The sequence below is a fragment of the Pseudogemmobacter sp. TB195 genome, from assembly GCF_058313095.1.
In genome coordinates this window covers 44,541-62,941 of record NZ_JBZEGG010000013.1, presented here as the reverse complement: position 1 = coordinate 62,941, position 18,401 = coordinate 44,541, and the positions used below count along the sequence as shown (strand labels likewise).

The 18,401-nt window shown below is 64.7% G+C and carries 18 protein-coding genes; 9 read left to right on the top strand and 9 right to left on the bottom strand.

All coding sequences use genetic code 11. From position 1 onward, the window contains the following. The first annotated feature begins 129 nt into the window (after positions 1-129). Positions 130-1,035, top strand: a complete 906-nt coding sequence (locus tag AC4FS3_RS14430) for an EamA family transporter (RefSeq protein WP_491021151.1) — start codon at positions 130-132, stop codon at positions 1,033-1,035. Positions 1,036-1,168: 133 nt separating this feature from the next. On the opposite strand, the gene AC4FS3_RS14425 is transcribed toward AC4FS3_RS14430, so the two are convergent. Further along, positions 1,169-2,125 carry a ring-cleaving dioxygenase gene (locus AC4FS3_RS14425; protein ID WP_491021150.1) on the bottom strand — a complete coding sequence of 319 codons (957 nt, stop codon included), beginning with the start codon at positions 2,123-2,125 and terminating at the stop codon, positions 1,169-1,171. Positions 2,126-2,242: 117 nt separating this feature from the next. Between AC4FS3_RS14425 and AC4FS3_RS14420 the strand changes: the two genes are divergently transcribed. Further along, positions 2,243-3,184, top strand: coding sequence for a LysR family transcriptional regulator (locus tag AC4FS3_RS14420; protein WP_491021149.1), 942 nt, complete (start codon positions 2,243-2,245; stop codon positions 3,182-3,184). Here the strand turns inward: AC4FS3_RS14420 and AC4FS3_RS14415 are convergent. The 4 genes from AC4FS3_RS14415 to AC4FS3_RS14400 form a co-directional block, all read right to left on the bottom strand. Beyond that, positions 3,181-4,677 (bottom strand): VOC family protein, encoded by a 1,497-nt coding sequence (locus tag AC4FS3_RS14415; protein WP_491021148.1) that lies wholly within the window; start codon positions 4,675-4,677, stop codon positions 3,181-3,183. The genes AC4FS3_RS14420 and AC4FS3_RS14415 overlap by 4 nt on opposite strands. Positions 4,678-4,698: 21 nt before the next feature. After that, positions 4,699-5,319 carry a glutathione S-transferase family protein gene (locus AC4FS3_RS14410; RefSeq protein ID WP_491021147.1) on the bottom strand — a complete coding sequence of 207 codons (621 nt, stop codon included), beginning with the start codon at positions 5,317-5,319 and terminating at the stop codon, positions 4,699-4,701. 113 nt (positions 5,320-5,432) lie between these two features. Next, a complete protein-coding gene (locus tag AC4FS3_RS14405; RefSeq protein WP_491021146.1) occupies positions 5,433-6,128 on the bottom strand; it encodes a DNA alkylation repair protein in 696 nt (231 codons plus the stop codon). A 331-nt stretch (positions 6,129-6,459) separates the two neighbouring features. After that, positions 6,460-7,563, bottom strand: a complete 1,104-nt coding sequence (locus AC4FS3_RS14400; RefSeq protein ID WP_491021145.1) for a class II histone deacetylase — start codon at positions 7,561-7,563, stop codon at positions 6,460-6,462. Positions 7,564-7,631: 68 nt separating this feature from the next. On the opposite strand from AC4FS3_RS14400, the gene AC4FS3_RS14395 reads away from it, so the two are divergent. Further along, a complete protein-coding gene (locus AC4FS3_RS14395) occupies positions 7,632-7,883 on the top strand; it encodes a DUF167 domain-containing protein (protein WP_283178412.1) in 252 nt (83 codons plus the stop codon). 77 nt (positions 7,884-7,960) lie between these two features. Here AC4FS3_RS14395 and AC4FS3_RS14390 read toward each other — a convergent pair whose 3' ends face one another. Further along, positions 7,961-8,206: a DUF8831 family protein gene (locus tag AC4FS3_RS14390; protein WP_283178411.1), complete on the bottom strand. Its 246-nt coding sequence runs from the start codon at positions 8,204-8,206 to the stop codon at positions 7,961-7,963. A 306-nt stretch (positions 8,207-8,512) separates the two neighbouring features. On the opposite strand from AC4FS3_RS14390, the gene AC4FS3_RS14385 reads away from it, so the two are divergent. Together AC4FS3_RS14385 and AC4FS3_RS14380 are read left to right on the top strand one after the other, a co-directional pair. Further along, positions 8,513-9,268: a M48 family metalloprotease gene (locus AC4FS3_RS14385; RefSeq protein WP_491021144.1), complete on the top strand. Its 756-nt coding sequence runs from the start codon at positions 8,513-8,515 to the stop codon at positions 9,266-9,268. 4 nt (positions 9,269-9,272) lie between these two features. Then, on the top strand, positions 9,273-9,662 hold the full coding sequence (locus AC4FS3_RS14380; protein WP_491021143.1) for a YigZ family protein: 390 nt from the start codon (positions 9,273-9,275) through the stop codon (positions 9,660-9,662). A 29-nt stretch (positions 9,663-9,691) separates the two neighbouring features. Here AC4FS3_RS14380 and AC4FS3_RS14375 read toward each other — a convergent pair whose 3' ends face one another. Both AC4FS3_RS14375 and rimO read right to left on the bottom strand, forming a co-directional pair. After that, positions 9,692-11,350 (bottom strand): hypothetical protein, encoded by a 1,659-nt coding sequence (locus AC4FS3_RS14375; RefSeq protein WP_491021142.1) that lies wholly within the window; start codon positions 11,348-11,350, stop codon positions 9,692-9,694. A 125-nt stretch (positions 11,351-11,475) separates the two neighbouring features. Continuing rightward, complete coding sequence (rimO, locus tag AC4FS3_RS14370; protein WP_491021141.1) at positions 11,476-12,837, bottom strand: 30S ribosomal protein S12 methylthiotransferase RimO; 1,362 nt, start codon at positions 12,835-12,837, stop codon at positions 11,476-11,478. A gap of 253 nt (positions 12,838-13,090) precedes the next feature. Between rimO and AC4FS3_RS14365 the strand changes: the two genes are divergently transcribed. Beyond that, positions 13,091-15,139: an AsmA family protein gene (locus tag AC4FS3_RS14365; RefSeq protein ID WP_491021140.1), complete on the top strand. Its 2,049-nt coding sequence runs from the start codon at positions 13,091-13,093 to the stop codon at positions 15,137-15,139. 62 nt (positions 15,140-15,201) lie between these two features. Then, positions 15,202-15,486: a hypothetical protein gene (locus tag AC4FS3_RS14360; protein ID WP_491021139.1), complete on the top strand. Its 285-nt coding sequence runs from the start codon at positions 15,202-15,204 to the stop codon at positions 15,484-15,486. An 86-nt stretch (positions 15,487-15,572) separates the two neighbouring features. Here AC4FS3_RS14360 and AC4FS3_RS14355 read toward each other — a convergent pair whose 3' ends face one another. Next, positions 15,573-16,223: a YiaD family glycine zipper/OmpA-like lipoprotein gene (locus AC4FS3_RS14355; RefSeq protein ID WP_283178401.1), complete on the bottom strand. Its 651-nt coding sequence runs from the start codon at positions 16,221-16,223 to the stop codon at positions 15,573-15,575. Positions 16,224-16,511: 288 nt separating this feature from the next. Between AC4FS3_RS14355 and nth the strand changes: the two genes are divergently transcribed. Further along, positions 16,512-17,153 carry an endonuclease III gene (gene nth, locus AC4FS3_RS14350; RefSeq protein WP_283178400.1) on the top strand — a complete coding sequence of 214 codons (642 nt, stop codon included), beginning with the start codon at positions 16,512-16,514 and terminating at the stop codon, positions 17,151-17,153. Beyond that, a complete protein-coding gene (locus AC4FS3_RS14345) occupies positions 17,150-18,139 on the top strand; it encodes an adenosine kinase (protein WP_491021138.1) in 990 nt (329 codons plus the stop codon). The genes nth and AC4FS3_RS14345 overlap by 4 nt, the downstream gene beginning before the upstream one ends. Positions 18,140-18,401: the final 262 nt, after the last annotated feature.

Genomic DNA, 18,401 nt, shown 5'->3' with positions numbered 1-18,401 from the left:
TTTTCCCTGTGTTTTCATCCGGGCGCTTTCACCGGGGCGCGTGCCGTCCTGTGGGGATGGCGCATGCTTCGGGCGCTTGCCAGTGGCGCCTCGCTCGCATAGTCGCCTTAAAAGCTGGAGGTTCTGAGCATGGAAATCTGGATCCCGATCACCCTTGCCGGTGCCTTTTTGCAAAACCTGCGCTCGGCGGCGCAGAAGCATCTGAAAGGCGCGATGGGCACGACCGGCGCGACCTTCGTGCGCTTTGGCTTTGGTCTGCCGGTGGCGCTTTTGATGCTGGCGGGGGTGCTGGCCTCGGGGCGCGGGCCACTGCCGGTGCCGCAGATCGACTTCGCGCTCTGGGTTCTCATCGGAGCGCTGTCGCAGATTGCGGGGACATTCCTGCTGATCCACCTGTTTTCCTTTCGGAATTTTGCGGTCGGGACGGCGTATTCGCGGACCGAGCCCGCACAGGCCGCGCTGTTCGGACTGATCTTTCTGGGCGAGCGGGTGACGCCGGGCGCGCTGGCTGCAATCGCGATCAGCGTGGCGGGTGTGATGCTGATATCAGTCGCGCATGTCCAGGGGGGGTGGCGGAGCCTCCTGACCTCGGTCTTCTCGCGCAATGCGCTGATCGGGCTGGGGTCCGGGGCGATGTTCGGGGGGTCGGCGGTGTCTTACCGGGCGGCGTCGCTTTCGCTTGGCGGGCCGGATTTCCTGACCCAGGCGACCCTGACGCTGGTGGCGACCCTGGTCGTGCAGGTGGTGGTGATGGGGGGCTGGATGCTCTGGCGCGAGCGGGAGGAATTCTCCCGCATCGCAAAAGCATGGAAAGTATCGTTTTTTGCGGGTGTCTGCGGGGCAGGGGCCTCGCTGTGCTGGTTTTCGGCGATGACCTTGCAAAACGCGGCAGTGGTGAAGGCGCTTGGTCAGGTTGAGCTTTTATTCACCTTTGCGGCGACGGTCTTCTTCTTTCGCGAAAAGATCGCGCCGCGCGAAGTGACCGGCTGCCTGTTGATCACGGGCGGGATCCTTGTCCTCCTGATCTTCGGCTGAGCTGAGGGAGATGCGGTTGCGCCAAAGGCGCAACCGGGGAGGGGGCAGGGGAGGGGGAACCCTTCCCCTGCCCCCTCCCCGCCGCCCGCCGTGAGGCGGGCGGCCACCGCCTCTGGTTAATCGCACGACCAGATTACAGCGGTTTCAGCCTGGCCTCGATCTGCTCGCGCTTTGCTTCGAGGAAGGGCGGCAGCGACAGGCGTTCGCCGAGGCTTTCCAGCGGCTCGTCCACGGTGAAACCAGGCGTGTCCGAGGCGATTTCGAACAGATTGCCACCGGGCTCCCGAAAATAGAGGCTGCGGAAATAGTAGCGTTCCACCTCGCCGGAAGAGGGAATGCGGAACTCCCTGAGCCGTGCGGCCCAGTCCTGGATGCCTTGCGTATCCGGGGTGCGGAAGGCGACATGATGCACCGCACCTGCGCCCTGACGGGCTACCGGCAATCCGGGCTGCACCGCGACATGCAGCTCCGCCGCCGGACCGCCCTGGCCCATCGAGAAGACATGCACCACCCCTTCGCCATCCGGGCTCGCATATTCTCCGGTCTCGCGCATGTTCATCACCCGCTCCAGCACTGCCTTTGTCGGCGCCAGGTCGGCGACCGAGATGGTGATCGGACCAAGGCCCCGGATCTGATGCGCCGCCTCGACCGGGCTCCGGTCCCAGGGGTTCGCCACACCCGGTTCATCGGCGGTCAGCCGGAAACGCTGGCCTTCGGGGTCTTCGAAATCGAGGCTCACCCGCCCGTCAACCGTGCTGACAGCCCCGCTGACCAGCCCATGATCGCGGACCCGTCCAGCCCAGAAATCAAAGCTGTCAGGCGCAATCCGAAGGCCGGTCCGGCTGATCGAATGCACCCCGCGCCGTTCGCGCCCCACCGGCCAGTCAAAGAAGGTCAGATCGGTGCCCGGGCTTGCCAGCCCGTCGGCATAGAAGAGGTGATAGGCCGAAGTATCATCCTGGTTCACGGTCTTTTTCACCAGCCTCAGGCCCAGGGTCTCGGTATAGAAACGTTTGTTTTCAGGGGCATTGGCGGTGATCGCCGTCAGGTGATGGATGCCGCCGAGTGTAAGGTCAGAAGAGTTTGCCATGATCGGCCTCCTTTCGTTGTCCTGAATATGCGTGCAGCGGCCGTTTCCTTCCAGCGATGCATTGCCTGATCCGGTGTTCGCGCTTTACGAACGGCCCTGTCCAGGCGAAAGTCGGTCATGCGCTACACTCTTGATGAAATCGACACTTTCCTGACCGTGATGGAGCTTGGCACCGTCACCGCTGCTGCCGCGCGGCTGAACCTGTCGAAATCGGTGGTCTCAAAACGGCTGGGTGATCTGGAAACCGGGCTTGGCGTGGCGCTGTTTCGCCGCAATGCCGGCCGCATCACTGCGACCGAGGCCGCGCACCGGCTGGCCAACCGCTTTCGCCCGGCGCTGACCGATCTGCGCGCTGCGGCGGAATCCGCCGCCTGGGGAGGGACAGGCGATGGCGAGGGGCTGCGCGGCACGCTCTCACTTGCCGCGCCGATGACCTTTGGCACCCTGCATCTGACCGGGATCATTGCGGATTTCGCGCGGCTTCACCCGGGGCTGGAGATCCGGGTTGATTACGACGACCGCGCCCGTGATCTTGCGCGCGAAGGGTTTGACCTCGCGATCCGGGTCGGGCAGTCGCCGGGCGGCGCGCTGATGTCGCGAAAGCTTTGTGAGGATCGCTCGCTGGTCTGTGCCAGCCCCGATTTCCTCGCCCGCCACGGCAGTCCCGCAGGTTTGCAGGACCTGACCGGCCAGCCGGTGATCGGCTACAGCCATATCTCCAACGCGGATCTCTGGCAGTTAAGCGAGGGCGGTCGCATGGTCTCGCCCGCCGTGACCGAGCGGATCAGCGTCAATAATGGCGAGGCGATGCGCGATATGGCGGTGGCGGGCCTTGGCTTTGCCATGCTGCCCGGCTTTATCGCGGCACCTGCACTTCAATCGGGGGCGCTGGTGGCGGTCTTAGGCCAATGCGGCACGCGCAGCCTGCCGGTGACGGCGCTCTGGCCGCCGGTGCAGCCGATGCCGCTGAAACTCAGGCGCTTCATCGACCATCTGCTGGGGCATTTCAACGGCGAAGCCCCCTGGCTCAAGATGATCCAGGGGGCGACACAGGGTTAGGTGCGGGCCCGGAGCCAGGCCCGGGCATGGGTCAGGTCGTCAGCGGCCAGTTCATGTCCGGCGGAAAGCGTCTCGGCGGTCAGATCTGCACCGCCCTGGCGCAGAGCGCTTTCCAGTGCCGGGGCCATTCGGGCGAAGGGATCGCGGGCGCCGTTCAGCATCAGGACCTCTGGTGCACCCAGCTTGCCACCAGGCGGCACCTCCAGCGCCTGCACCGCGCGCAGGAGCAGCGCGCGGTTCACCACGCCCGGATGCAGTTGCAGGATCGCGCCGAGCAGGTTCGCGCCATTGGAATAGCCGAGGAAAGAAAGCTTGCCCTCGTCAAGCCCATAGCCCCTTATCGCGCCAGCGGTGAAATCCGCAAAAGCCTCCGCCTCGGCGCGGATATCATCCTGGTCATAGGTCACCGCGTCGAAACGGCGGAACCAGCGGTTGATGCCTTCCTCGGTCGAGCGGCCCCTCACACCCAGCAATGTGGCGCGCGGATGGATCTTATGCGCCAGCGGCATCAGATCGGTTTCGTTTCCGCCGGTGCCATGCAGCAGCACGATGGTCGAGCCATCGGGGTCTTCAGGCCGGTGAAAACGGTGGATGAAGGCAAGATCGCGCATCGGAAATCTCTCCTCGCCCGGTCGGGCGAATTGCGGCAGCATGACCCGAAGGTCATCTGCCCGCGCAGCATCAGAGGGCGGCACCATCAGGCGCTTGCCCAGCTGATCCGGCGCCTCATCAACGCTCATCCCCGGCCCGTCCGTGGCATATTCGATCAGCGTGCCAGCCGGTTCGCGGACATAGAGCGACAGGAAATATTTGCGGTCATGGACATGGGTGGGCCCGTAATCCTTAAGCGAGACCCGCATCGCCTGGACCGCTGCCACATCCGGGGCGCGGAAGGCGACGTGATCGGCGACGCCCGCGCCCTGGATCGAGGGCACGAATCCGGAAACCTCACGAATATCAACCACATCCGTGTCAGAGCTGAGCCGGCGGCTGGCGCCGTCGCGGGCGGTCTCACCATAGCCGAAGCGGGTGATGAAACCGGCGGTCTCATCGCCCTTATCGGTCAGGATGGTGACGCCCCGGACCCGCATCGCAGCCATGCTATCGGTGCCGGTCAGCTTCACGACCATCCCGTCCGGGTCTTTCAGCCGCAAGACCGGCTCGCCGAATTCCCGGCCCGGGCCTTCGACCTGGATCCGCTCTGAGAGCGCCCTGGTCAGCCAGTCGCCGATCGTCTCTGACGGCACCGCCAGGGCAATTTCCGAAACCTGGCCGAGACCCGTGCGACCCCGGCCCGCCGCCTCCCAGACCAGGAAGGTCAAAAGCGAGCCAGGGCTGCCGGTTTCGTCGCCATAGATCAGGTGGAGCTGTTCGGCATCCTCAAATCCGCCGGTCTGTTTGACCAGGTGCAGGCCCAGAAAGCCCATATAGAAATCGACATTGGCCTGAACACTGGCCGTGATTCCGGTGACGTGATGGATGCCCGTTGTCATTTCAGCTCTCCTTTCGCGGGGTTATTTCCCCGCTTCACGCGCGAGGATCTTCTGCACCTGTTCGTCAGCCGCCAGCCGGTCATGCAGCGCCTGAATATGGGGATAATCTTTCAGCCCGCCCGGAATTTTCGCACGGCCCCAGCGGATCATCGGGAAAGCATAGGCATCGATCACCGAGCGCCCGCCGTCGAGAAACCAGTCGCGCCCCGCGAGATGATCGTTCAGCACCGCGAACTTCTTCTTCACCTGCTCGATCCCGGCGGCGGTCACGGCGGCTTTTGCCGCATCGGAACCATCGGTCGTATAGCGGTCGGGCATGAAGACCGGCCAGAAGGCGGCATGGACATCCGAGGTCAGGAAGGCCGACCATTTATGTGCCTCGGCTTTGGCGCGCAGGCTGTCGCCGCCGGAAAGCCCGGCCCCGGGGTGCTTATGCGCCAGATAGTCGAGGATCGCACCGGCCTGGGTCAAAAGCCAGCCATCGTCTTCGCGCAAGACCGGCACCGCGCCGGTCGGATTGACCGCGAGGATCTCGGGCGAGCCGGCGGTGACCCGCACGGCCTCATAAGGCGCGCCGATCCATTCGAGCACGATATGCGGCGCCAGCGAACATGCGCCCTGTTTGTAGAAAAGAGTGGTCATTCCTGCCTCCTGTCGAAACTGTCATCCCCCATATGCCATTTCATGGCCGGAAGAGGCAGTCCCCGGAGGCGGAAAGCCGGGTTCGTGATTATCGAACGAGAGGTGGCGAGGCGTCAGTCCCGGGGCAGCCAGGTACGGGCAACCTTTTTCGCGAAACTCTTCAGCCCCTGGCCGGGGCCGGCGAGGAACGCTTCGGTGCGCGCTGCATCATGTTTCGAAAAATCGCGGATCCACCAGCCGACCGCCTTTTGCATGAACCAGTCACTTTCCGTAACATAGCGCCCGGCCCAGCCCAGCACCCGTTCGCGGATCTCAAGGTCTGCGGCTTTCGGGTTGCTCATCCTTGCCCAGGGCAGGGTGAAGACCAGCGCCGCGCGCCGCGACCACATATGCGGCGAGGTGGTCCAGGTCTCGACCTCGTCAAGGCGCGACGGATCGGCGATCAGCCGGCGCCCGCCGGCATCGGCCACATGATCGGCTATCGCCCAGCCGTCAAATTGCGGCACCCAGGAGGCGATCAGCGCCCAGACGCCGTCATCCGGGCGGATCCGGGCCTGGACCATCAGCCTGGCCGCCGCGATCCGCGCCTCATGGATATTGCTGTCCCAAAGCCCGGAGGCCAGCGCGACCCGCTGGTCAATATCGATCCCCTGGCGCCAGGCGGTTGCCAGCTCCGTCAGCACCGGCACCGGGATGCCAAGATAGTCACGGGCGGTCTTGTGATAGCTGGCGGCCTCGGCGGCACGGGCCGGGTCGGCGGCGGCACGAAGCCCGGCAATCGCGGTCTCGACGGTGATCTGGTCTGTCATTTTCGGCTCCGGCCCCGGGGCTGTCTGCCGGGTAGCTTCTGCTATAACCGCCCATCCGCACGGGGACCAGATCGCGAAAGGCTCCGTCATCAGGATTGGATGCCCTGCCGGAAAGGGCGCGCGTGGTCGGGGCTACACGGCTTGCCGCGCTCTGACAGCGGCACCAGATCTGACACCCTCGTGACAGTTCTGCGCCGGCGGGCTGCAAGTTGGGGCAGGCCGACCTCCCGGGGCGCCTCCTGTCCGGGGGACGCCCTTGCCCGGGAGCGCAGATGGGGCTCCCCGACAAAGCGGGCGTCAGGGCGCGTGAGCGGGCCTGCAATTCCGGGGCTCAGGCCGAATGCAGGACGGCAAGCTCGCGGATCCAGTCCAGGTGGAACGCATCCGCCCGCGCCGGGGGCTGCCGTTGCAGAAGTGTCGCGGCCAGCGGGTCGGGGGCGCTGATCTTGCTGCCTGAAAGCTCTTCAAGCACCGCATGGCCGCAAAACGGGACATGGACCTCGGAATAGCCGCCCTCATGGCTCAGGACGAGGCGCCCGTCGCACAGATCCCGCGCCGCCCCCATCACCATCCGCGTCATCTGCCGGAACGTCTCGGCCGTGGCCAGCATCCGGCCCAGCGGATCAACGCCCGAGGCATCAAAGCCGCAGGCCACAAGGATCACATCGGGGCGAAAGCGGTGCAGCGCCGGGATCACCACTTCTTCAAACACGGTCAGATAGGCGAGGTGACCGGCGCCGGGCGGCAATGGCAGGTTGATATTGGCGCCCAGCCCGGCGCCTTTGCCGCGATCCGCCGCGTCGCCGGTATCGAGCGGGTAATTATGCTCCTGATGGATGGAAATCGTCAGCACATCGGGGTCGGCGTAATAAATCGCCTCGGTGCCATTGCCGTGATGCACATCCCAGTCCACCACCGCGAAACGGGTCGCACTTCCCTCGGCTCGGGCGGCCTCGATCGCCACCGCGATATTGTTGATCAGGCAAAACCCGTTGGGCCAGTCGGGAAGCGCATGATGCCCCGGTGGGCGCGAGAGGGCATAGGCGTTCTGCAGGTCACCTCCCAGCACAGACCGCAGCGCGGCGACGGTCAGCCCGGCAGAAAGCGCCGCGATCTCATACCCGCCGCGCCCGAACGGTGTGCGCAGACCGAGCTCGCCGCCGCCCGCATCCGAGGCCGCGCGGAAGGCATCAAGATAGGCCCTGGGATGCACCCGGGCGAGTTCCTGATCCGTCGCCGGATCGCTGCTGCGATGGTCGAGATCGCGGATCAGCCCGGTCACCTCGATCAGGTTCTTCAGCCGGCGCTTGGTTTCCGGGTTCTCGGGCAAGCCGCCCATGGTTGGCTGTACAAGGCCCCCAACCGGCAGTGTCAGCGCATAATTGCCGCCGCCATGCCAGAAACACCGCTCATCCGAGAAAAAACCTGTGACCATCCGGGCCTCCTGTCTTGTGGCCAGAGTTGCGAAGCCGGATGCTGACCGCAAGGGGAAAGGACGCGAATATGACTTTGCCGGATCTGACCGGAATGGCGGTGAGCGGAGCGGAGATCGCGGTAAGGGTAACGCCCAATGCGCGGCGCGAACAGCTGGAGCCAGGCGTGCCGGTCAGGATCAGCGTGACGGTCGTGCCCGAAGATGGCCGCGCAACCCTTGCGGCGCGTGACCTGCTCGCGAAAGCGATGGGCGTGGCCAAATCGCGGCTCACCCTGGTCCGGGGTGCCAAATCACGCGACAAGCTCTTCCGCCTGGACTGAAGACTGACGCCCGTGGCCTCCATCAGAAGGGGACACATTGGCAAGGCCCCTGATCGGCGCGAGAGTGGTGCCCGGTCTCAGCGCTTGCGCGTGTCGATCCGGTAGCTGCCCTCGGGAAGGTCGAGCGCGGCGGCAAGGTCTGCGATCTGCGCCATGGAAAGCGTGATGCGCGAGGTTTCATCCGTTTCGGGATCGGTCTGTTCGACCGTCACGCATTCATCGAAAGCGGTGATGGTGACATCGCCGGTCAGCGGCATGCCATCGCCTCCCTCGTCGATCAGGGTGACAACCGTCGCGTCATATTCGTGCTCGATCGTGAACATGATGCCAGCATGGCTGCTTTGCACGCGAGGGGCAATGTATCAGACCGCGCTTCGGCAATTATTTCCCTTCGGAAGGGGAGCCTTTTGCGGGCCCCCTGGTCTGGCGGTAAACTATTTGTGTGCAGGGGCGGCGCGCGATCCGCATTCGGCCGGGGTGGCAATGTGCCCTTTCCGCCAGGGGAGAGATGCTGCTAAGGCTGAGCTGTCTTTTCCAGATTGTCCGGCGCCATGGTTCTCGATTCCTCGTCCAAAACTACCCCTCTGGCCCTGATGCCCGGTCTCATGTGCAGTCTCATGTGCGGTCTGATGGCCGCCCTGCGCCGTCTGGGCCGGATGCCGGTTCTCGCCGCAGGCCTCACAGCTGCCATGGTGCTGTCGGGCTGTGTGGTTCCGGCGGCCTATCCGGCAGGGGGTGGGCCAGGCGGCACCATACGCCAGGAAGTCCTGACCTCGAACGGCAAGCCGCTTGCCGCCAATGATCCGATCCTCGACGTCGCCGCGCGTATGACCCCGGTTGTCATTCGCTATTGCCGCGAGAAGCTGCGCAGGGGCAATTGCGCCTTCCAGATCGCGGTGGACGAGGACCGCGCGCAGCCCGCCAATGCCTTCCAGACGCTTGACGACAATGGCCGCCCGGTGATCGTTTTCACCCGCAGCCTGCTTAATCTGGCGAAAAACCCCGATGAGCTGGCCTTTGTGCTGGGCCATGAGGCGGCGCATCACATTGCCGGCCATATCCCGCGCCGTCAGGATCAGGCGATGACCGGCGCGATCCTTGTTGGAATCCTCGGCCAGTCCGCCGGGCTCACCGGCGAGGAGCTGAAACGTGTCCAGGAGATCGGTGCGGGGCTTGCCGCCCAGCATTATTCCAAGGAATTCGAGCTTGAGGCCGATGCGCTCGGGGCCGAGATCGCCTTGGCGGCGGGCTATGATCCGATCCGGGGCGCGAATTTCTTCACCCGTCTGCCCGATCCCGGCGACCGGTTCATGGGCTCGCATCCCGCGAATTCCGAACGGCTCGCGGTGGTTCGCGCGACAGTGAAGCGGATCGCGGGCGGCTGAGCGGATGGCGGATCTGCCGGATGGGGGCTTCACACTTGCTGATGTGATCCGTGACCGAGGCTCGCGCTATGCGGTGTCGGGCGGGCCGGTGGCGGGCAAGGCGGGCGCCTTGGCCTTTCTGACCGCTTTGAAACGTGACAAGAAATTCGCCAAAGCCACCCATAATTCCTGGGCCGCCAATACACTGGCAGACGGCCCCTTGCGCAATGATGACGGCGAAAGCGGCGCGGCGGCGATCATCCTCAGGATGCTTGAGCGCGAGGGGTTGCAGGATCATATCATCGTCGTCACCCGCTGGTATGGCGGGGTACATCTGGGAGGCGACCGGTTTTCGCATGTCACCGCCTGTGTCCGGGCCTGGTTTGAGGCGCGGCGCGAAGAGACCGGGCGCTGACGCGCGCCCGGACCTGCAAATGCACGGCTTTATTCGTAGCCGCTGTTGCCGAAATCCGGCAGCGGCAGTTTCAGCCCTTTGAGCGGGCGCGTCAGGGTGCCCTCCGCTGCGCAGGCGCCCCGGCGGGCGGCGCGGTCGAGGTAATCGACGCGATAGGCCTGGTCATGTTCGATCTCGCAGGCGGCGGTTTTGGTGCCGGTCTCTTTGCACAATCCGCGATGCAGGCGGATCGCATGGACGACGGGGCAGGCGATGGCGGTGTCAAACGCCTCTTTCGCGAAGGCGGGCGCGCCGGTCGTGTCAATGGCATCGACATTGATCCGGTCCATATCGTTCCAGATCCCCTGGGCAAAGCGCTCATAGCGGCTGGCGACATCCAGCGCATTTCCCGACAGCGCCAGCGCGGTGCGGAAGGCCGCCATCATCCCGGCCCCGGCCTCGACAGTCAGCCGCTCTGCCGGGGTGCTGTCGCGCAATTCCATGGCGAGATATTCCCACATATAAGGCTCGTAAGGGGCAAGGGTGACCAGCCGTTCCAGCCGTGCCACCTCGGCCGCTTTGTCGCGCGGCAGGTCGATAAAGCGGCTGTAGCCCAGCCCCTGATTGCAGTCGAAGACCTTGCGCCAGTTGCCCGGATCCTCGTCGGCGGCGCGGCAGATCGCCGCCAGATCACGGCGCAGAACCGTGTCGAGCACCGGCCCCGGCCCGTCGCTGAGCGGGCTGCGGCCGTTCATTTGTTCCAGCTGGATCGCCTGGCGGAAGGTCAGCTGCGATTTTTTGCCCTCGCGGGTCAGCCAGTCCTTCGCCCAGGCGCGATCCGTGTCGCTGCCAGCGCGGCCATGGGTTGCGTCATGGCTGCGCCAGGCATCGAGAAAGGGGCTGTCATCTTTGCGCAGATCCGCGCGCGCCCAGGCCTGGATCGCGGCTTCATCTGTGGCGAAATAGCTTGCCTCAATGGCGCAGGCCGCAGCGTCATAACCTTCGGGTGCCGGGATCTTTTCGGCCCAGAGCGCACAGGCCTCGCGCCCCCAGCCGCTTTTTCCGCCCCATTGCGGCGCCATGCCGACCGAGGCCCAGAGAAGTGTCTGACGGTTCGGCACAAGTTCCATCATGCGGGTGAATTCGACAGGAGTAGCAGAGGCATGACCGGTGGTATGCGCGACGCTCAGCTTCAGATCCGAGGCCGGAAGCGAGGCCGGATCAGCCGCAACCGCCGCCAGAGCGAGATCCCAGGCCTCGGCATGCAGGCTGCGAAACCGTGCGAGGGCTGCGGGCTGCACATCATCGATATAGCCGTCACCGCGCAGGGCAAAGCCACGGCTGCGCAGCGTCCAGCCGCGCGCGGTCATGGCGTTTGGATTTGCGGGATCGGCGGCAAGCCAGGCCTTTGTTGCCTGGTCAATTGCCGGGTCGGTGCTGTTGAAAAGGGCGAAAATCGCCCGCGCCTGATCGCCGTTGCCGCCGTCACTGTCCCCCTCTCTGGCCCCCTGGATCGCGGTCTCAAGCAAAGCGAAATCTCCGGCCAGAGCCGCGCTGCGCAGGGTGCCGAGGGGGCTGTCAGGGGCGGTATCCGGCACCGGGATACTGTCCTGGGCCTGCAGCGCGCCAGCGGTCAAGGACAGCGCGCCCGCGATCAGCAGCGCGGAAGACAGGCGCCTGCCATGGGTAAAGGAATGATGTAAAAACATAAGAGATCCTCCGTAATCGGGGCTCTCTGTGGCAAAAGAAGATGGCGCGAAAACGGCGTAGCGGTGCCGAAACCGGTCTCGCCGCGACGCCGTCTCAGAGGGGGCGGTTCAGAGGAGGGGGCGGTTCAGACCAGCCGGCCCCAGAGGTCATATTCCCCGGCTTCGTCCACCTCAACCGTGACGATATCGCCGGGCGTAAGCCCCTCGAACTCCTCGTCGATAAAGAGATTGCCGTCGATCTCGGGCGCATCTGCTTTGGTGCGGCAGGTGGCGCCGTCTGAGTCCACCTCATCGACGATCACCTCGATCCGGCTGCCGATTTTCGCCGCCAGTTTCGCCTCGGAAATCGCCTGGGCTTTTTCCATAAAGCGGGCGAACCGCTCTTCCTTCACCTCTTCCGGCACATGATCGGGCAGGCTGTTTGACCGTGCACCGCTCACATTCTCGTATTTAAACGCGCCGACCCGGTCGAGCTGCGCCTCATCCAGCCAGTCGAGCAGCGTCTGGAACTCTGCTTCGGTCTCGCCGGGGTAACCCACGATAAAGGTCGAGCGCAGCACGATATCGGGGCAGGCGGCGCGCCAGGCGGCAATCTCGTCGAGCGTCCGCGATGCCGCGGCGGGCCGCGCCATGCGCTTCAGGACCTCGGGATGCGCGTGCTGGAAGGGGATGTCGAGATAGGGCAGGATCAGCCCTTCTGCCATGGCAGGGATCAGCTCGCGTACATGCGGATAGGGATAGACGTAATGCATCCGGACCCAGGCGCCGAGCGCGCCGAGATCGCGCGCAAGGCTCAGGATCGGGAATTTCTCGTCGCGGCCTTTCCAGTCGGTGCCATAGGCCGAGGTGTCCTGGCTGATGACCAGAAGCTCTTTCACGCCCGCCTCGACCAGCTTTTCCGCCTCGCGCAAGACCGCCTTGGCCGGGCGCGACTGCAGCTTCCCGCGCATATCGGGGATGATGCAGAACTTACACTTATGGTCGCAGCCCTCTGAAATCTTGAGATATGAGAAATGTCGCGGCGTGAGACGGATGCCTGAGGCCGGCAAAAGATCAATAAACGGATCGGGCGAGGGCGGCACGACGCCATGCACCGCATCCAGAACCTGTTCATATTGATGCGGGCCGGTCACGGCCATCACTTTGGGATGCGCGCCGGTGATATATTCGGGTTCGGCCCCCAGGCATCCGGTCACGATCACCCGGCCATTCTCGCGCAGGGCTTCGCCAATCGCATCCAGGCTTTCGGCCTTCGCGGAATCCAGAAACCCGCAGGTGTTCACGATCACCGCATCGGCGCCCTTATAGTCGGGCGAGATCGCATAGCCCTCGGCCCGGAGCCGTGTCAGGATCCGCTCGCTGTCGACCAGCGCCTTGGGGCATCCGAGCGAGACCATGCCAATTGTCGGCTGCCCCTCACGGCGCGCCATTTCGGGGACGGTTGCACGGGCAAGGTCAGGGCGGAGGAGCGGAGGATTTTGCGACATGCGCGCGCCTATAGGCCATTCCCGCCCCCCTGGATAGGGGGCATGAACGCCTCACGCCTGGGAGTATGCCCAATTCCTTCTGAGAGAAATACTCCCGCCGGAGGCTCCTGCGCCCCGGTCAGGGCCGCAACACAGTCCGCGCTCCCGGCAATTTGATGCCAGAGCCGTGCTGCATCACGCAGCGCTCCTTGCCCGTGGAACCGCTCCGCTCCTAAACTCGTTACCAGAGCATAATAAAAGACTGGAGACGGCGATGCGGTGGGTTTGGCGGGCGCTTGCGGGTCTGGCGGTCCTCGTGCTGATCCTTGTGGTCGGGGTCATGATGATCCCGGCGGATCGGATCGCCCGGCTGGCGGCGGACCAGTTCGAAAAGGCCACCGGCCGCGCCCTGCAGATCGAGGGCGAGGTTTCGCCCCGGTTCTGGCCGGTTCTGGGCATCAAAACCGGCCCGGTCAGGATCGCCAATGCCGCCTGGTCCGACAGCGCCACGCCGCTCTTTGCGGCGGACAGTGTGACAATCGAACTCAGTGCCTCGGCGCTCCTCGGGGGCGATGTGAAAATCCTCGGGATCGCATCGCAACGCCCGCGACTGCAACTTGAGCGCAGCAAAAGCGGCGAGGCCAACTGGGAATTTCAGCCCGAGCCAGTCGCCATAACAGACGGGGCCGGGGATACCGCACCCGCCATTACGGCGCCCGCTGGCCCGACCGCCTTCACGCTGGAACGCGGCCTCATCTCCGGTGCGACGCTGCGTTACATCGACCATGGCACGGGCCAGGATCTGGTGCTGGACGGGGTTGATGCCGAGTTTTCCATCCCTGACTTCACCGGGTCCTTCACCCTGACCGCGCGCGCGGTCGCCTCTGGTCAGCCCCTGTCGATCAGCGCCGAAGGCGGGGTGTTTTCCGCCTTTGCCGATGGGCGGGTGGTGCCGCTGACGCTTGATCTGACCATCGGTCAGAACCGGATCGGCTTTGTCGGGCGCGGCGGCTGGGCGCCCCGGGCGGCCGAGGGCGCGCTGACTGCCAGTCTTTCCGATATCCCCGCCCTCGGGGCGGCGTTCGGAACGGCGGTCTCGGCCCCTCCTGCGGGCTTTGGCGCCGACAGGCTTTCCGTGACCGGCCAGGTGGTGCTGGATGAAAAAGGCGCGCTCTATCTTCGCGGTGCCGAAATCCTCGCCGATAACAACCGCCTGCTCGGGGATCTTGATCTGAGCCAGGGCGAGGCGCGTCCGAAAATTTCGGGCAATCTGCGCGCAGATGCGCTTGAGTTCGCTGGCCTCTCGGGCGGCGGTGACAGAACCGCACCCGGCGGCGGCGCAGCCGGGGGCATGAAGGCGCCGGGCTGGCCCAGGGATCATATCGACGTCTCGGCGCTTGGTCTCGTCGACGCCAATATCAGCCTTGCCGCCAATTCGGTTGATCTGGGCGTGGTGAAATTCGGCGAAACCAGGTTTATGCTGACCATTGACCGCGCGCGCGCGGTGTTCGATCTGCGCCAGCTTGCCGCCTATGGCGGCGCCGTCAGCGGGGAATTCGTCGTCAACGGGCGGGGCGGTCTGTCGGTCGGGGGCAATCTTTCGCTTGTAGGTCTCGATGTAGCGCCTTTGATGCAGGACCTTGCCGGCTGGGACCGGATGATTACCAAGGCGAGCCTCAATCTGAAATTCCTCGGCGTCGGCAATTCCATCGACGAGATCATGCGCAGCCTGAAAGGTGATGGCAGCCTGACACTGGGCAAGGGGGAAGTTCGGGGTCTCGACATCGCGGGTATGCTGCGCCGTCTCGACACCTCTTATGTTGGCGAGGGGCAGAAGACGATTTTCGACGGGATCGCCGGCACATTCACCATTCTGGACGGCAACCTCACCACCAGCGACCTGAGCCTCGTCGCCCCCTACCTGACCGCAAGCGGCGCGGGGCGCATCGGGCTGGGGGACCGCGATCTCGACATGCGGCTGCGCCCGACCGCCTTCCCGGGAGACGGTGAGGGCACTGGCGGCGTAATGGTGCCCTTGCGGATCACCGGTTCCTGGGCCGATCCCACTTACCGCCTGGATCTCGAGGCCATCGCCCGTGAAAAGATGGAGGCCGAGGCAAAGGCCGCCGAGGAACGGCTGAAGGCCGAGGCGAAAGAGGCAGAAGCGCGGGCGAAAGCCGAGCTGGAGGCAAAGCTGAAATCCGAGCTTGGGATCGAGGCCGCCGCAGAGGAAAGCCTGCAGGAGGCCGCCAAACGTCGCGCCCGCGAGGCGGTGTCACAGGAGGCGGGGCGGCTTCTGGAAGGGATCCTTGGTGGCAACTGATCTGCTCGCCGAGCTGACGACAGCGGCCGAGACAGGGGTCTGGCAGGCGCTGGTCACGGGAGATGTCACAGCAGATGGGGCGGCGCGTGATGCGCCTGGGCCGTATCGGTCTGCATGACCTGAACCCGCGTGACTCGGATGCGTCTGGCAAGGTGCCTCCCGGCACCGTTGCACCGGGACTGGAAGAAGCTACGCCGCTCGCGCTCCTGGCCTGTCGCGCCGATTTTCGCCGCACGGGCGCAACGCGCGATGAGGCTTACTATGTCAGTTCGATCTGGCGCCGACAGGGCGGGGCCTGGATCAATCTCTTCAGCCAGGACACGCCGGTTGCAGGTATCGCGGGCTGAGCCCCGGGGCAGAACCAGACAAAAGAACCTCAGGACATTAAAAAAGGGCCGGGTAATCCCGGCCCTTCTGCATTCTTTCCGCCGGCTCAGTTGGTCGGGCGAATATAGATTTCGACGCGGCGGTTCTTTGCGCGACCATCGGCGGTCTGGTTCGAGGCCACCGGCACATCTTCGCCCCGGCCAATTGCCGAGATCCGGCCCGCCGGCACGCCATTGTTACGCAGAACGGTCGCAACCGAGTTGGCGCGGCGCTGCGACAGGTCGAGGTTATAGGCTGCAGCCCCGGTCGAATCGGTATGGCCGATGATCTGGACCTGGCTGTTCGGATAGCGCGTCAGGCTTTGCGCGACGGCGCGCAGATCGCCTTGCAGCGAGCCCGAAAGCGTGGCGCTGTCGGTTGCGAACAGCAGATCCTGCGGCATGTTCACCAGCAGGTAATCGCCATGATTGGTGACATTGACGCCCGGCGACATCTGCGAGCGCAGCTCGGCCGCCTGCTGATCCAGCGTCGCCCCGATGGCGCCGCCCGCGATTGCGCCGATCACGCCGCCCACGGCCGCCTTGCCAAGGCTGCCCTTGCCGCCCGAGCTGGCGCCCGCAGCCGCGCCGACCAGACCGCCCATGATCGCGCCCTGTTGCGAGCGGGCATTGGGATTGTCCGGATAGGCATTCGGATCAACGCAGCCCGACAGGCCGATGGCGCAAACCGATGCAAGAAGAATAGAAATCCTGGTCATAGTGCTGCTCTTGTCTGACAGAGGTGTGGCCCGCAAAAGGCCGGGCTTGCCTTATCCTATATCACCTTGACGGGATAGGTGACAGTGGGGTGACGCTGACCTGTCCCATGCGCGGCTCTGTGCCGATCGGTCCATGTGCTGTGGCTTTCTGAACAGCAGTCGTGATGGATTGTATCCCCTGATCAAGGCGCCCTCGCCGGAGGCATCCGTCATTGGCCAGAGGCTATTCCCGCTGCAAACGGCGCAAAACGCTTGTTTCCCGCCCTCCCGCCATGGCAAAGCCCTGCCATGATACGCCAGCTCGATTATAATGCGATGCACGCCGTCTTCACCCGCTTTCGGGAAACCGAAGCCGAGCCGAAGGGCGAGCTTGACCACACCAACGCCTTCACGCTGCTGGTGGCGGTGGCGTTGTCTGCCCAGGCCACTGACAAGGGCGTGAATCGCGCGACGCGCGAGCTGTTCCAGATCGCCGATACGCCGGAAAAGATGCTCGCGCTTGGCGAAGAGCGCCTGATCGACCATATCAGGACCATTGGCCTTTATCGCAACAAGGCGAAAAACGTCATCAAACTCAGCCAGCGCCTGATCGATGAATATGGCGGCGAAGTGCCGTCCTCGCGCGCGGCGCTGGTGACGTTGCCCGGGGTCGGCCGGAAGACCGCCAATGTCGTGCTGAATATGTGGTTCCGCATTCCGGCCCAGGCCGTCGACACCCATATTTTCCGCATCGGCAACCGCAGCGGCATCTGTCCGGGCCGCGACGAGACCGCCGTCGAGCGCGCCATCGAAGACAATGTCCCCGCCGAATTCCAGCAACACGCGCATCACTGGCTGATCCTGCACGGGCGGTATATCTGCGTCGCGCGAAACCCCAAATGCGGCATCTGCCCCATCAGAGACTGGTGCCTTTTCGAGGAGAAGACATGAAGAAATACCAGGTCGTAGGCATCGGAAATGCCATCGTGGATGTACTCTCCACCGCAGATGACAGCTTTCTGACGTGCACCGGCATCGAAAAGGGCATCATGCAGCTGGTCGAGCGCGAGCGGGGCGAGTTTCTCTATGATGCGATGGACAACCGTCGCGAGGCGCCGGGCGGCTCGGTCGCGAATACCATCGCGGGTCTCGGCAGCCTTGGCCTTTCGACGGGCTTTATCGGGCGGGTCAGCGATGATGGCCTTGGTCGCTTCTACGCGCAAAGCATGGCGGATGAGGGTACCGATTTCGTGAACCCGCCGGTGCCGGGCGCAGAGCTTCCGACTTCGCGCTCGATGATCTTCGTCTCGCCCGATGGCGAGCGTTCGATGAACACCTATCTCGGGGTCTCGTCCGAACTGGGGCCGGAAGATGTGTCGGATTCGGTCGCCGGTGGCGCCGGGATCCTGTTCCTCGAGGGCTATCTTTATGACAAAGACAAGGGCAAGGCGGCGTTTGAGCGCGCGGCAAAGCTCACCCGTCAGGGCGGCGGCAAGGCCGGGATCGCACTTTCGGACCCGTTCTGCGTCGACCGTCACCGCGACAGTTTCCGCAAGCTGGTGAAAGACCTCGATTACGTCATCGGCAATGAACATGAATGGGCCTCGCTTTACGAGACCGATCTGTCTGCGGCGCTGGAACAGGCGGCGCAGGATGCCGGGCTGGTGGTCTGCACGCGCTCTGGCTCCGAAGTGATCCTGATCCGGGGCGATGAGCAGGTGGTGGTGCCGGTCACCCGCGTGGTGCCGGTTGACGCGACCGGGGCAGGGGATCAGTTCGCGGCGGGCTTCCTTTATGGTCTCGCGACCGGAGCCTCGCTCGAAGTGTCAGGCCGGATGGGCTGCGTCGCCGCAGCCGAGGTGATCGGCCATTTCGGCGCACGCCCCGAGGCGGATGTGATCGGTCTGTTCCGCGCCGCAGGTCTGGTATCCGGCTGACCACAGGAAAGCCGGGCGCATCCTTGCGCCCGGTTTGTTGCAGTGAGAGCGGGCCGCCGCCTGTTGGAGCGGTCCGGTTCCGGCGGGTGACCGATGCGGTTGCTGCGTGGGTCATCCTGGTTGCGGCGCATCTTTCGTCGCGATCAGCTGATCTGTAATGCCGCCGTGGATGATCAGCCCGATACCCCGTTAAGCGCTCCTGTGCAGCCCCGGCCGCAATTTCGCTACGGGGCCGTCAGTGGGTCAGGCTGACATTGCGAAA